This window comes from Agromyces mediolanus (assembly GCF_044917495.1).
GTDB lineage: Bacteria > Actinomycetota > Actinomycetes > Actinomycetales > Microbacteriaceae > Agromyces > Agromyces mediolanus_B.
Genome location: NZ_JAVSSI010000004.1, coordinates 185,883 through 199,367, shown reverse-complemented (window position 1 = coordinate 199,367; position 13,485 = coordinate 185,883). Strand labels below are relative to the sequence as shown.

The window sequence follows — 13,485 nt, the reverse complement described above, 5'->3', positions numbered from 1 at the left end:
CGCGAAGAATGCCGTTGCTCAGCCACCAGCCCCCCTAGCTTGTGTCCGAGGCGATTCTACCCCGGGCTGCCACCGGCGCTCGTCAGGGAGTTCCCCGAGCGAACCCTGAATCCCCGGTGGTAACCGACTGAGGAAGTTACGGCACCCGCCCCGCGCGCCCGCTCCCCCGCTCCTCGCCCGCGATCCCGCTCCCGCGCGGGAGGAGATCGGCACGAAGGGAGGAAGCGGGGCGGCGCAGCATCCTCCGCCGCGGTCAATCTCCTCCGCACCTGCTCCTGGGCTGCCCGCACGCGGCTCCGCAGCTGCTCCCCGGCAGCCCGCGCGCGGCTCCGCAGCTGTTCCCCGGCGACTCCTCCCGGCTACTCCCCGAGCCGCGGCCGCATCGCCCCCGACATGAAGCGCTCCACGTCGCGGTCCACGATGATGTCGCTCGGCCGCAGCGGCCGCGCCAGGTAGAGCCCCTCGAGGGAGGTCAGCCGGCTGAGCGCCACGTACGTCTGGCCGGGGCTGAACACCCGGGAGCCCAGATCCACGATCGCGGTGTCGTAGCTCGCCCCCTGGGACTTGTGGATCGTGACCGCCCAGGCGAGCCGCAGCGGGAACTGGGTGAACTCCGCCACGATCTCCCGCTCGAGCTTCTTCGCCGCAGGATCCCAGCGGTAGCGGTACTTCTCCCACGTCACCGGCTCGACCTCGTGCTCCTCGCCGTCGACCTCGACGAGCACCTCGCGGTCGAGCGACGTCACCGTGCCGATCGTGCCGTTCACCCAGCGCTGCCCGTCGGGCCCGACCGCCGTGTCGTTGCGCAGGAACATCACCTGCGCGCCCACCTTCAGCTCGAGCCGTTCGTCGGCCGGGAACGTGCGTCCGCCGAAGTCCCCGGTCACCTCGGCCGGGTTCGCGAGCGGCTCGCCGGGCAGCCGCTTCAGCTGCGCCCGGTTGATGCGGTTCACGGTGTCGTTCGTGGTCGCGAGCGTGATCGCACCCTGCTCGGGCAGCGGCCGCCGCGCGCCGGTCTCGTTCAGCACGCCGGCGATCTCGGCGGTGACCATGCCGTGCCGCACCGCGTTCAGCATGTACTTGAAGCGGTCGTCGCTCTGCCGGTGCACCTCGCCGAGCTCGAAGATGCGCAGCGAGGTCTCCGTCCACACCTTCGCGTCGAAGAACCACATCGAGCGGTAGGTGTCGGCGAAGTAGCGCCGCTCCTCGCCGTCGCCGGGCACCGGCGCGAGCTGATACGGGTCGCCGAAGAGCACCACCTGCACGCCGCCGAAGGGCTCGTCCTTGCGCTGCCGGGCCTGACGCAGCGCCCGGTCCATCGCGTCCATCAGGTCGGCGTTCACCATCGACACCTCGTCGATGACGAGGGTGTCCATCGCGTTCAGGATCTTCCGCACCTGATCGTTCTGGTCGATCGCGTGATCGGCGATGACCCCGATCGGCAGGCGGAACAGCGAGTGGATGGTCTGCCCGCCGACGTTCAGGGCGGCGACGCCCGTCGGTGCGCAGATCACGATCTGCTTCTTCGTGTTCCAGTTCAGGTGGTTGAGCAGGGTCGACTTGCCGGTGCCGGCCCGGCCGGTGACGAAGACGTGCTCCCTCGTGTGCTCGATCGCCTCGAACACCGCGGCCTGCTCACGGGTGAGGGTGACGGTCTGCACGGGAGTCTGCTCGGTGGTCTCTGCTCGTGGAGGGATGCCGCGACGGCATCCGCCGCGGTGCGCCCGCCGGGCGCGCTCCCACCCTAGCGCCGAGGCGTCCGGCTCGGGACATCCTCAGTTTGCGTCTGCGGGCCGCCCATAGACTGGCCGGGTGGGGAAGCGGGACGCGGCACGCGGGCGCATCTCGCCGCTGGCCGTGCTCGGCTGGGTCGGAGCGGGTGCGCTGCTCGTCGGCGCCTTCTTCGCCGCGCTCGGCGGGCTGAACCAGACGGTCTACGGCGCCTCGAACTTCGTCGAGCGCTACCTCTCGGCCATCGCCGACGACGACCTCGCGACCGCCGCCACGACCCCGGGCGTCGCCCTCGACGCGAAGGCGCTCGACGCGCTCGGGCTGCCGACCGACGTCTCCACGGCGATGCTCCGCTCGGGCATCATCGACGCCGGCCCGGCCGACGTCCGCATCATCGAAGACGTCGCGCACGAGGACGGCACGCACTCGGTCACCGCGAGCTACCGCATCGACACCGCGATCGCCGAGACGACCTTCGAGGTGAAGCCGATCGAGCCGCTCTACGGCGTGCTGAACCGCTGGGCCTTCGCCCAGAGCCCGCTCGCGATCATCGATGTGACCGCGGCCCACTCGCCGCAGTTCACCGTCGGCGACCTCACGCTCGACGCCCGGGCCACGAAGCCCGACGACGAGCTCGCGAACTTCATCCAGACGACGCCGTACCTCGCGATCGCACCCGCCGCGTACGAGTTCGAGTACGACTCCCAGCTGCTGCAGGCCCCGCACGTCATCGCGGTCGCCGAGCCCGGCGTCCGCGGCGCCGTCACGGTCGACGCCCAGCCGACCCAGGCGTTCGTCGACCGGGTGCAGGCGCAACTCGATCTCTACCTCGACGGCTGCACGACGCAGCCGGTGCTGAACCCGACCGACTGCCCCTTCGGCATCGACATCGACGACCGCATCCTGAGCGATCCGGTGTGGTCGATCGTCGCGAGCCCCACGGTGACGCTCACCGCCGGCGAGTCCGCGTTCGAGATGCCGGCGACGGCCGGCACGGCGCACATCTCGGTCGAGGTGCAGTCACTCTTCGACGGCAGCGTATCGACGCTCGAGGAGGACCGCGGCTTCACCGTCGCGCTCGACGCCAGGATCAAGCCCGACGGATCGATCGCGGTGCAGCTCAAGTAGCGAGCCGCCGCGCCGCGCACGCGGCGCTCAGCCCTGCCCGGCACTCAGCCGCGCGGCGAGCGGTCGTGCTCGGCGATCGCGGCGAGCTGCGCGTTGTACGCCTCGAGCTCGGCATCCCCGGTGCGATCCGCGTGCCGGTCCCGGCGGCGCGACTCCTTCTCGTCGCTCCGCGCCCACTGGATCGCGACCGTCACCGCGAGCGCCAGCGTCGGGATCTCGCCGATCGACCAGGCGATGCCGCCGCCGAGCTGCTGATCCGCGAGCGCGTCGGTGCCCCAGCCCATCGCCCCGTACCAGTCGGCGAGCATCAGCCCCGTCGACATCATGATCGCGAGGCCGAAGAAGGCGTGGAACGCCATCGTCCCGAGCAGGAGCAGCAGGCGGAACGCGTACGGCAGCCGGTACGGCACCGGATCGATGCCGACGAGCGACTGCACGAAGAGGTAGCCCGTGATGAGGAAGTGCGTGATCATCCACTCGTGCCCGATGTGGTCGACCATCGACCAGCGGAACAGGGGCGAGTAGTAGAACACCCAGAGCGAGCCGACGAACAGGGCCGCCGCCACGAACGGGTTCGCGATGATGCCGGCGAACTTCGAGTGCACCGCGAGCAGCACCCATTCGCGACCGCCGCGGGAGCCGTCCTTCCGCGCCTGCACAGCGCGCGCGATGAGCGTGACCGGAGCACCGGGGACGAGCAGCACGGGCACCGCCATGGTGAGGCCCATGTGCCCGAGCATGTGCGCCGAGAACAGGTACTCCTGGTAGGCGTTCACCCCGCCGCTCGTGAGGTAGGCGAGCAGCAGCAGGCCCGACACCCAGAGCACGGCGCGGTAGATCGGCCACTTGTCGCCGCGGCGGCGCAGCCGGCGCACGCCCGCGAGGTAGAAGAAGATGCCGAAGCCGCAGGCGAGCAGCCAGATGAGGTCGGGCTTCCACTCGGTGACGAAGCGGTACCAGTCGGGCCAGGGCGGCAGCAGCTCGCCCGTCAGGATCTCGGCGGGGGTGCGGGCCAGGTCGCCCGCGACGTCCTCGGAGACGGGCGTCGCGGTGCGCGCGAGCGCGGCCGCCACGCCCGAGGCGATGCCCATGAACGCCAGCTCGGCGACCACGAACCACCAGAACTCGGCGAACGGCTTCCGCGGCGGGGCATCCGTCGCCTTCGCCCCTGCCGCGGATGCCCCGGCGGTGGATGCCCCGGCGGTGGATGCCCCGGCCGCGAGCTGCTTGCGCTGCATCCGCCCGATCAGCCAGGTGCGCTGCAGCGCACCGAAGCAGCCGAGCGCGATGAGCGCGCCGACCTTCGCGATGACGAGGATGCCGTAGGGCGTGCCGAGCGCGTCCCAGGAGCCGATGCGGAGCGCCGCGCTCGCGTAGCCCGAGATCGCCACGACGATGAAGCAGATGAGCGCCACGGTCGAGTAGCGGGCGAGCACGACGACGAGCCGCTCCCCCTCGAGCCGGCGCTGCAGCAGCACGATCGTGATGAGGCCGCCGAGCCAGACCGCCGCGAACACGAGGTGCAGCCCGAGCGAGGTGATCGCCTCGTTGTGACCGGCGGCGCCGGCGGCGTGCCCCTGCTGCGCGAGCGGGACGAGGGAGAACACCGCGAGCACCGCGACGAAGACGAGCGCCGTGTGGTTGCGCACCGCGAAGCACAGCACCGTGACCGCGGCGGCGACGAGGGTGGTGGTGAGCCAGGCCTGGCCGAGCCCGATGCTCGTGACGAACTGGCCGAGCTGCATGCCGAAGCGCTCGCCGAGATCGAACGGGACGCCGGTCACGTCGAGGAACGTGATCAGCGCGGTCGCGGCGGACGCGACGGTCATCACCGCGGCGGAGGCGGCCGCGACATCGAGCGCGGCGTTGAACTCCTCGCGCTCGGGGGTGAGCGCCCACAGGGCGAGCACGAGGGAGCCGATCATGCCCGCGGCGCCGAGGTTCACGAGCAGCTTCGCGATCGGCAGGCTCCAGCGCACGAGGGGGCCGGGGTCCTGGATCAGCACCGGGTCGGCACCGCCGCCGAAGGCGAGGCCCGCGAGCACCGCGACGAGCGCGGCGGCGACGAGCACGGCAGGGCCGAGCACACGAACGGAACGGGGCACCGCACCAGCCTAGGCGCTGTATCTGGGGGCCTCCTCCGCCGGTGCGGGCCTCCTCCACCGGCGACGCCCGCACGCCGGGCAGCCGGGCCCCCGCGTCGGGCCGCCACCCGCCCGGGCATGACGAAGGGCGACCGGCCGGAGCCGATCGCCCTTCGAGCGTCGCGAAGACTTACTTGGCGGCAGCCTTCAGCTTCGAGCCCGCGGTGACCTTGACCGAGTAGCCGGCCGGGATCTCGATGGTGGCGCCGGTCTGCGGGTTGCGGCCGGTGCGCGCAGCGCGGTGCGAGCGCTCGACGGCGAGCCAGCCCGGGATGGAAACCTTGGTGCCCGAGCCGACCGACTCGGCGAGGGCCTCGAACAGGCCGCCGAGCACGGAGTCGACGGTGGCCTGGCTCTGACCGGTCGAGGCGGCGATCTTCGCGACGAGCTCGGTCTTGTTCAGCGACTTGTCAGCCATTGAGTGTCCTCCTCGGACGTTCGCTGTGGGAACAGCACTTGTTGAAGAACTCGGGAACGATCGTTCAACCACCCCCGGGGCCGTTCAGGCCGCCTCGAATGTAACAGAATTCCCCGGAATCACGCGGATTTCCGGGTCGTTCGAGCATTCTCGCACCGGCGTGTCGTGCGCCCACGGCGAACGCATCCCGCCCGGTCGGTTCCGCGCGGGGGTCATTTTCCGACCGCGCGCTCGCCGTCGAGGCATCCGGATGTCGCGATTCGACCCCCTGGCCGATGCGAAGGGTACGGTGCGGAGGGCGCGGGGCGGGGCGGAGGGAAGCGGGCGACCCGGAGACGCGAGAAGGGGCGCCCCGGAGAACCGGGACGCCCCTCGTCGTGAAGCGGGTGCGGGCTGGCTTACCAGCTCGACTTGGTGATGCCGGGCAGCTCGCCCTTGTGCGCCATGTCGCGGAAGCGGACACGCGAGATGCCGAACTTCGAGAGCACACCACGGGGGCGGCCGTCGATGGCGTCACGCGAGCGCAGGCGGACCGGCGAGGCGTTGCGGGGGAGCTTCTGCAGGCCGACGCGGGCGGCCTCGCGGGACTCGTCGGTGCCGTTCGGGTCGACGAGCGCCTTCTTCAGCTCGGCGCGCTTGGCGGCGTAGCGGTCCACGACCTCCTGGCGCTGCTTGTTGCGCGCGATCTTGCTCTTCTTCGCCATGTCTTAGCGCTCCTCTCGGAAGTCGACGTGCTTGCGCACCACGGGGTCGTACTTCTTGAGCACGAGACGGTCGGGGTTGTTGCGACGGTTCTTGCGGGTCACGTAGGTGTACCCGGTGCCGGCCGTCGAACGGAGCTTGATGATGGGACGGATGTCCTGCTGCTTCGCCATTAGAGCTTCACCCCACGAGCCTGGATGTCACGGACGACGGCGTCGATGCCACGGGCGTCGATCACCTTGATGCCCTTGGCGGACACGTTCAGCGTCACGTTGCGACGAAGCGACGGCACGTAGTACGTCTTCTTCTGCACGTTCGGGTCGAAGCGGCGCTTCGTCCGGCGGTGCGAGTGCGAGATGTTGTGACCGAAGCCGGGAACGGCGCCGGTCACCTGGCACACTGCTGCCATTGGTTTCCTCCAATACCGAGGGGCGGATCGCCCCTCCCAAGGTCTCTTGTCTGCAGGCGACTCCCACCGCTTGCGCGGAAGATACGAGGGATTCGCCTACGAACTGGGCAGTGGATGTACCCAGCCAACGAGCCAGCCTAGCAGATCCCCCGGTCCGGGCCGAATCGGGGGATCTGCGGCGGCGCGCTCAGCCGTCCTCCTCGTGCGTGCCGTGCTTCTGCTTGTCCGCGTCGCTGCGCCGGTCCCAGCTCGGCCGTCTGACGGCGTAGAAGATGAGCGGCGGCACGCCGAGCACGACGATGACGACGCCGACGATCCACGGGTAGGCGGCGGGCGAGAAGGCGCTGAACCCGTCGGGCGGGATGAACGCGAGCAGGAACGCCGCGAGGCACGCGAGGAAGCCGACCCCGGCGACGAAGTCGAGCGCCGGCACTCGGTACGCGCGCTTCACGTCCGGCTGCGTGCGCCGCAGCACGATCGCCGAGGCGAACATCATCATGTACATGATCAGGTAGAGCGCCGCGGCCATGTCGATGAGCGCGACGAACGCCGAGCTGACGTCGGGCACGATGATGAAGATCGCCGCGAGCACGGTGACGATCGTGCCCTGCAGCATGAGGATGCCCGACTGCACGCCTTCCTTGTTGCGCTTCTGCAGCAGCGGCGGCAGCAGCCCGGTCTCGGCGGCGGCGAGCACGCCCTTCGACGGGCCCGCGACCCAGGTGATGACCGAGGCGAGCGCGCCCGCCGCGATCAGGGCGGACACGACCGCGGTCGCCCACTCCCCCATCCCCCAGTGCTGGAAGTACTCGCCGAAGGCGAGCATGATCCCGTTCGTGAGGCCGAGCTCCTTCTGCGGCACGGCGACGGAGATCGCGAGCGTCGGCAGGATGAACACGGCGAGGATCAGCACCGAGGCGAGCAGCACCGAGCGCGGGTATCCGCGGCCGGGGTCCTTCATCTGGTTCACGTGCACGGCGTTCACCTCCATGCCGGCGTAGGCGAGCACGTTCGACACGATCAGCACGATCGACGCGAGGCCGGTGAACGGCGGGATGATGGCGGACGCCTCGAGCGGCACCTGGCTCTTCTCGCCGCTGAACACCCAGATCGCGCCGAACACGATCAGCAGCGCCGCGGGCAGCAGGGTGCCCAGGATGCCGCCCCAGGAGCCGAGCTTCGCGAACAGGTTGCCGCCGCGGAGCGTGATGAACGTCGAGCCCCAGTAGAGCACCAGGATCACCACGGCGGTGAAGAAGCCGGAGTTCGACAGCGAGGGGTCGAAGAACACGAAGGCGAGCGCCGCCGCGATGAACGACAGCTGCGTCGGGTACCAGACGACGTTCTGGATCCACTGCAGCCAGACCGCGGTGAACCCCCAACGGTTGCCGAGCGCCTCGCGCACCCAGATGTAGACGCCGCCCTTCCAGCCGGTCGCGAGCTCGGCGGCGACGAGGGCCGTCGGGATGAGGAAGAAGATCGCCGGGATCAGGTACAGGGTGATGCTGCCGAGCCCGAACACCGCCATCGCCGGCAGCGAGCGGAGGCTCGCGACGACGACGAGGGTGAGCAGGGCCAGCTGGCCGACGCCGAGGAAGGCGGTTGCGGGGTTGTGCGGCGCGAGCGGATGGTTCGACGCCCGCGCGGCCTCGGTCCGATGCTGAGCCATCTCACGCCCCTAGTGGTGGAACCCGGGGTGCTGGCCCTCGACGGGCATCGGCGACTCGAGGGCGTCGAGGTACGCGGTCTCGGTCTGGATCGCCTCGAGCAGATCCTCGGCGAGGTCCATGCTGAGCCCGTTGCGCACGACGATGCGCTGCACCGTGAGGTCGGCGAGGTCGTCCGGCATCGGATACGCGGGGACGAGCCATCCCTTCATCCTGAGGCGGTCCTGCAGGTGGTACAGGTTCCAGTTCTTCGTGTGCCCGGCCTTCAGCCGCCACGCGAAGACGGGGATGTCGCTGCCGTCGTTCCACAGCGCGAAGGCGCCGATCTTCTCGATGCCGGCGGAGAGGAACTTCGCGACATCCTGCGAGGCCTGCTGCACCGCCGTGTAGCCGTCGATGCCGAGCCGGAGGAACGCGTAGTACTGCAGCAGCACCTGCGCGCCCGGGCGGGAGAAGTTCAGCGCGAACGTCGGCATCTCGCCGCCGAGGTAGCTCACCTTGAACACGAGATCCGAGGGCAGCCACTGCGCCTCGCGCCAGACCACCCAGCCGAGGCCCGGGTACACGAGCCCGTACTTGTGACCCGAGGTGCTGATCGAGTGCACCCGCTCGAGGCGGAAGTCCCAGACGGTGTCGGGCTGCAGGAACGGCGCGATCATGGCCCCGGAGGCGCCGTCCACGTGGATCGGGATGTCGAGGCCGGTCTTCGCCTGGATGGCGTCGAGCGCCTTCGCGATCTCGTCGACGGGCTCGTACATGCCCGTGTACGTCACGCCCATGATCGCGACGACGCCGATCGTGTTCTCGTCGACGTACTTCTCGAGGTCGTGCCCGTCGAGCGTCTTGTGCTCCTCGGAGATCGGCACGAAGCGCGGCTCGACGTCGAAGTAGTTGCAGAACTTCTCCCAGCACACCTGCACGGCGCTCGACATGACGAGGTTCGGCGAGCTCGCGTCCTTGCCGGCCGCGCGCCTGGCCTGCTGCCAGCGGCGCTTGAAGGCGAGGCCGCCGAGCATGCAGGCCTCCGAGGAGCCGATCGTCGAGGTCCCGATCGCCGTCGCCGCGTCCGGCGCGTTCCAGAGGTTCGCCAGCATCCGCCAGCAGTTGTCCTCGATCGCCGCGGTCTGCGGGTACTCGTCCTTGTCGATCATGTTCTTGTCGAACGAGTCCTCGTAGAGCTTCTTGGCCTCGTCGTCCATCCAGGTGCCGACGAAGGTCGCGAGGTTCAGCCGCGAGTTGCCGTCGAGCATGATCTCGTCGTGCACGATCTGGTACGCGGTGTCCGGCAGGGACTCGCCCTGCGGGATCCGGTGCCGCGCGGCGACGGTCGCCTCGCCCGGCCTGGAGAAGTTCGGCGTCTCATCGGAATCGAGTCGATCGGACATGTGGCCCCCCAGCATCGAGAACTCCGGCACCGGCGGTCGGTGCCGGCGCGGATGCCGCGGGCGGCGACGGATGGGCTCCCCCGAACCTGCATCCGATTCGGATGCTACGGAAGATCACGAGCGGCGTCCAGAGGGAGCCGGAGACGACGGATGCCGCGGGCCGGTCGGGCCCGCGGCATCCTGCGCCGCATCGCACCCGTGGGTGCGCGCGTCGCGCCTACTTCGTCAGGCCGTCGACCCACTCCTGGTTGTCGGCGATCCAGTCCGCGACCACCTGGTCGTAGTCGTCGCCCGTGTGCTCGTTGAACATGGCGTTCTCGAGCGAGTAGAGCAGCTCGCTGTCCATCTTGAAGTTCGACAGCCACTCGGCGACCTCGGGGTGGTCGTCGGCGAAGCTGCCGCTGCCGAAGGCGTGGATGCCCTCCGCGGTGCCGAGCGTGCCCTCGGGGTCCTTCAGGTCCTTCAGGGGGAAGGCGTCGTAGGCCCAGTGCGGGCGCCAGAGGGTGACGACGATGTTCTCGCCCGCCTCGGTCGCCGCGGTCAGCTCGGAGAGCATCGCGGGCGTCGAGGACGTCACGAACTCCATGCCGTCGAGGCCGTACGTCGGGATCGTCTCGTTCTGCACGGCCTCGGTGAGGCCCGCGCCGGGCTCGATGCCGACGATGCGGTTGTCGAACTCGTCGGCGTGCTTCGCGAGGTCGGCGAGCGAGTCGATCGGGGCGTCCTCGTTCACCGCGACCGTGAGCGAGGCCTCGTCGTTCCAGGCGCCGAGGTCGGTGATGTCGGCCCCGAACTGCTCGAGGTAGCTCGCGTGCGTCTGCGGCAGCCAGACGTCGAGGGTGAGGTCGTAGTCGCCGGTCGAGAGTCCGGAGAAGACGGGGGCGACGTCGGCGTACTCGAGGGTCACGTCGTAGCCCTGCTCGGTGAGGACGGCCTTCCAGAGCTCGGAGGCGGCGATGCCCTCGTCCCAGCCGTTGAACACGGCGATCGTGAGCTGCTTGTCCGAGGCGGCGTCGCCGCCGCCCCCGCCGTCGCCCGCGCAGCCGGCGAGTCCGATGGTCGCGGCCGCGCCGAGCGCGAGCGCCGTGGTGAGGTGTCGCTTCTTCATGGTGTTCCTTTCCTCCCGCGTGCTGTGTCGCGGGTGTTGGGGATGTCCGCGCGGGGGTGCCGCGCGGGATCGACGGGCGACGGCGTCGAGACGCCGCCGTCCGCGAGTCTCAGCGCCGCTCAGGCGGTCGCGGCGGGCACGCGCGGCGGCGCGGGCTCCGCATCGGGCTCGGCGGAGGCCTGCTGGGGCGCGGTCTTCGCCGTCGCCGTCGCCGTGCCCGCGCCCGCCTTACCGCTCTTGCCGGCCTTGCCGGCCTTGCCGGCCTTGCCGCGGAAGCCGCCGCCGAACGCGCCCGTGATCCGATCGAGGATGACCGCGAGGATCACGACCGACAGCCCCGCCTCGAAGCCGAGCCCGACGTCGAGCCGGGTGAGGCTCGCGACGACCTGGCCGCCGAGGCCGCCCGCGCCGACCATGCCGGCGATGACGACCATCGACAGCGAGAGCATGATCACCTGGTTCACGCCCGCCATGATCGACGGCATCGCGAGCGGCAGCTGGATCTGGCGGAGGATCCGGCCCGGGGAGGAGCCGAAGGCCTGGCCGGCCTCGACCACCTCGCGGTCGACGCCGCGGATGCCGAGCTCGGTGAGCCGCACGCCCGGGGCCATCGCGAAGACGATCGTCGCGACGATGCCCGGCACGACGCCGACGCGGAACAGCACGAGGGCGGGGATGAGGTAGACCATCGCCGGCATCGTCTGCATGAAGTCGAGGATCGGCCGGATGATGCGGGATGCGACGTCGTTCCGCGCGGCGAGGATGCCGAGGGGCACCGCGACGGCGATCGCGATCGCGCTCGCGACGAGCACGAGGGCGAGGGAGTCCATGGCGTTGTCCCACTGGTCGACGCCGAGGATGACGAGGAGGCCGACCGCGGTGCCCACCCCGAGCTTCCAGCCGCGCGCCCACCAGGCGATCGCGGCGAGCACGAGGATCACGGCCCAGAACGGCGGCGCGGAGAAGATCCAGTCGACCGCGTCGTAGGCGGCGAGGAAGATCGTGCGGAGCGCGGAGAAGAAGCCCCCGGCGACGTCGGTGATGGTGCGGAAGAGCGTCTCGATCCACTCTCCGAGCGGCAGGCGGAAGTCGTTCATCGGGCACCTCCCTCGATCGTGGCGACGACCGGCCGAGCGGCCGCCGCTCCCCCGGCCGCGCCGGCGTCGCCCGAGCCCGCGTCGCCTGCGCCCGCGTCGCCTGCGCCTGCGCCCGCGTCGCCTGCGCCCCGGTCGCGCTCGGCCGCGCGACGTTCGGCGGCGGCCTCCTCGCCGTCGGCGCGCCCGCCGTCCGCGGTCTCCCGGAGCGTCGCGGTCACGACGTCGACGGGGACCGTCGCCGGCGGCTCCACGATCTCGAGCTCGCCGGTCACGGCTGGGACGTTGCCGAGCGCGGCGAGCAGGGTGACGCGCGGGACCGCGCCGAGCAGGCGCCCGGCGTCGTCGACGACGGCGAGGGGCAGCGGGCTCTCCACCGAGCTCTCCAGGAGCTCGCTGAGGTGCTCGTCGGGGTGCACGACCGGATGGTCGTCGCGGATCGCGCTCTCCAGGGAGCGGTCGCCGCGCTGCACGAGGCGGAGCGCGTCGCGGTCGCGGATGACGCCGCGGAGGCGCCGGCCGCCGGTCACCACGAAGGCCATCGAGGTCTGCAGGTCGCGCATGGTGCGGAGCGCTCCGCGCGGGCCCGCCGAGGCGGAGACGACCGCGCGCGGCGGCTCCATCACGTTCGCGGCGGTGAGCACGCGGGCGCGGTCGACGTCCTGCACGAACTGGGCCACGTAGTCGTCGGCGGGGTCGGTGAGGATCTCCTCCGCGGTGCCGAGCTGCACGATGCGGCCGTCGCGCATGACGGCGATGCGGTCGCCGAGGAACATCGCCTCGTTGAGGTCGTGGGTGATGAAGACGATGGTCTTGCCGAGCTCCTGCTGCAGCTCGATGAGCTGCTCCTGCATCTCGCGGCGGATGAGCGGGTCGAGCGCGCTGAACGCCTCGTCCATCAGCAGGATGTCGGTGTCCGCGGCGAGCGCGCGGGCGAGGCCGACGCGCTGCTGCATGCCGCCGGAGAGCTCGGCCGGGAGCTTGTCGCCCCAGCCGCCGAGGCCGACGCGCTCGAGGATGCGCTCGGCGCGTTCGCGGCGCTCCGCCGGGGCCACGCCCTGGATCTCGAGGCCGTAGGCGGCGTTGTCGAGCACGCTGCGGTGCGGGAGCAGCGCGAAGTGCTGGAACACCATCGAGATGCGACGGCGACGCACCTCCCGGAGGCGCTTGGGCGCGATGCCGGTGATGCGCTCCCCCATCACCGAGACGGTGCCGGCCGTGGCGGGAAGCAGGCCGTTGAGCATGCGGATGAGGGTGGACTTGCCGGAGCCGGAGAGGCCCATGACGACGAAGATCTCGCCCTGGGCGACCTCGAACTCCGCGTCGATGACGGCGGCGGTGCCGAGTCCGGCGAGCTCCTCGCGGCTCGCGCCGCGGCGCAAGCGCTCGAGGGCCTCGCCGGGACGGCGGCCGAAGAACTTGGTGAGCCCGCGCACCTCGACGGCGGGGGTCTCGGCGCCGGCCGGGGCCTCCGCGCCGGCTGGACGGAGGGCGAGCGGGTCGGGCTGCTGATCGGGTCGGGTCGGATTCTCGGGCTGCTGCGAGCGCACGGGCATAGCGATGGTGCTCCTGGCGCGCCGGCGGAGGGTGCTGTGTGCTGACGCGCACGAGTCACGGCCGGGTCAGGGCGATCCGGGATCCGGGAGCGGAGCGCGATACGCGGTCCAGCGATCCGGGGATCCAGCGCGAGCGGCCATCG

The 13,485-nt window shown here is 70.8% G+C and carries 12 protein-coding genes; 1 reads left to right on the top strand and 11 read right to left on the bottom strand.

What is annotated here, in order from left to right:
• Positions 1-359: 359 nt before the first annotated feature.
• On the bottom strand, positions 360-1,661 hold the full coding sequence (locus ROT00_RS08055) for an ATP-dependent DNA helicase (protein WP_404773821.1): 1,302 nt from the start codon (positions 1,659-1,661) through the stop codon (positions 360-362).
• A gap of 151 nt (positions 1,662-1,812) precedes the next feature.
• Here ROT00_RS08055 and ROT00_RS08050 point away from each other — a divergent pair, with 151 nt between their 5' ends.
• Positions 1,813-2,859: a hypothetical protein gene (locus ROT00_RS08050; RefSeq protein WP_404773819.1), complete on the top strand. Its 1,047-nt coding sequence runs from the start codon at positions 1,813-1,815 to the stop codon at positions 2,857-2,859.
• A 44-nt stretch (positions 2,860-2,903) separates the two neighbouring features.
• Here the strand turns inward: ROT00_RS08050 and ROT00_RS08045 are convergent, their stop codons facing one another.
• The 10 genes from ROT00_RS08045 to ROT00_RS08000 all read right to left on the bottom strand — a co-directional run bounded on the left by ROT00_RS08045 (position 2,904) and on the right by ROT00_RS08000 (position 13,342).
• On the bottom strand, positions 2,904-4,964 hold the full coding sequence (locus tag ROT00_RS08045; RefSeq protein WP_404773818.1) for a bifunctional copper resistance protein CopD/cytochrome c oxidase assembly protein: 2,061 nt from the start codon (positions 4,962-4,964) through the stop codon (positions 2,904-2,906).
• A 169-nt stretch (positions 4,965-5,133) separates the two neighbouring features.
• Entirely contained in the window at positions 5,134-5,421 is a 288-nt protein-coding gene (locus ROT00_RS08040; RefSeq protein ID WP_404773816.1) for an HU family DNA-binding protein, read from the bottom strand.
• A 398-nt stretch (positions 5,422-5,819) separates the two neighbouring features.
• On the bottom strand, positions 5,820-6,125 hold the full coding sequence (gene rpsN, locus ROT00_RS08035; RefSeq protein WP_189084038.1) for a 30S ribosomal protein S14: 306 nt from the start codon (positions 6,123-6,125) through the stop codon (positions 5,820-5,822).
• Positions 6,126-6,128: 3 nt separating this feature from the next.
• The gene (gene rpmG, locus ROT00_RS08030; RefSeq protein WP_021760158.1) at positions 6,129-6,296 is read right to left on the bottom strand and encodes a 50S ribosomal protein L33; all 168 of its coding nucleotides are present in this window, start codon (positions 6,294-6,296) and stop codon (positions 6,129-6,131) included.
• Positions 6,296-6,532, bottom strand: coding sequence for a 50S ribosomal protein L28 (rpmB, locus tag ROT00_RS08025; RefSeq protein ID WP_251204587.1), 237 nt, complete (start codon positions 6,530-6,532; stop codon positions 6,296-6,298). The genes rpmG and rpmB overlap by 1 nt, the downstream gene beginning before the upstream one ends.
• 187 nt (positions 6,533-6,719) lie before the next feature.
• A complete protein-coding gene (locus ROT00_RS08020) occupies positions 6,720-8,201 on the bottom strand; it encodes a glutamate/gamma-aminobutyrate antiporter GadC (protein WP_404773815.1) in 1,482 nt (493 codons plus the stop codon).
• Between the two features lie 9 nt (positions 8,202-8,210).
• Complete coding sequence (locus ROT00_RS08015) at positions 8,211-9,584, bottom strand: glutamate decarboxylase (protein WP_404773813.1); 1,374 nt, start codon at positions 9,582-9,584, stop codon at positions 8,211-8,213.
• A gap of 217 nt (positions 9,585-9,801) precedes the next feature.
• Positions 9,802-10,692 (bottom strand): glycine betaine ABC transporter substrate-binding protein, encoded by an 891-nt coding sequence (locus ROT00_RS08010; protein ID WP_404773811.1) that lies wholly within the window; start codon positions 10,690-10,692, stop codon positions 9,802-9,804.
• Between the two features lie 119 nt (positions 10,693-10,811).
• Positions 10,812-11,789 carry an ABC transporter permease gene (locus ROT00_RS08005; RefSeq protein ID WP_404773810.1) on the bottom strand — a complete coding sequence of 326 codons (978 nt, stop codon included), beginning with the start codon at positions 11,787-11,789 and terminating at the stop codon, positions 10,812-10,814.
• A complete protein-coding gene (locus ROT00_RS08000) occupies positions 11,786-13,342 on the bottom strand; it encodes a quaternary amine ABC transporter ATP-binding protein (RefSeq protein ID WP_404773808.1) in 1,557 nt (518 codons plus the stop codon). The genes ROT00_RS08005 and ROT00_RS08000 overlap by 4 nt, the downstream gene beginning before the upstream one ends.
• Positions 13,343-13,485 lie beyond the last annotated feature (143 nt).

What these genes read in the sequence shown, in the direction of transcription:
- ROT00_RS08040 (WP_404773816.1), bottom strand. Translation starts at nt 5,421, where the DNA reads ATGGCTGACAAGTCGCTGAACAAGACCGAGCTCGTCGCGAAGATCGCC.
- rpsN (WP_189084038.1), bottom strand. Translation starts at nt 6,125, where the DNA reads ATGGCGAAGAAGAGCAAGATCGCGCGCAACAAGCAGCGCCAGGAGGTC.
- rpmG (WP_021760158.1), bottom strand. Translation starts at nt 6,296, where the DNA reads ATGGCGAAGCAGCAGGACATCCGTCCCATCATCAAGCTCCGTTCGACG.
- rpmB (WP_251204587.1), bottom strand. Translation starts at nt 6,532, where the DNA reads ATGGCAGCAGTGTGCCAGGTGACCGGCGCCGTTCCCGGCTTCGGTCAC.
- ROT00_RS08020 (WP_404773815.1), bottom strand. Translation starts at nt 8,201, where the DNA reads ATGGCTCAGCATCGGACCGAGGCCGCGCGGGCGTCGAACCATCCGCTC.
- ROT00_RS08015 (WP_404773813.1), bottom strand. Translation starts at nt 9,584, where the DNA reads ATGTCCGATCGACTCGATTCCGATGAGACGCCGAACTTCTCCAGGCCG.
- ROT00_RS08010 (WP_404773811.1), bottom strand. Translation starts at nt 10,692, where the DNA reads ATGAAGAAGCGACACCTCACCACGGCGCTCGCGCTCGGCGCGGCCGCG.
- ROT00_RS08005 (WP_404773810.1), bottom strand. Translation starts at nt 11,789, where the DNA reads ATGAACGACTTCCGCCTGCCGCTCGGAGAGTGGATCGAGACGCTCTTC.
- ROT00_RS08000 (WP_404773808.1), bottom strand. Translation starts at nt 13,342, where the DNA reads ATGCCCGTGCGCTCGCAGCAGCCCGAGAATCCGACCCGACCCGATCAG.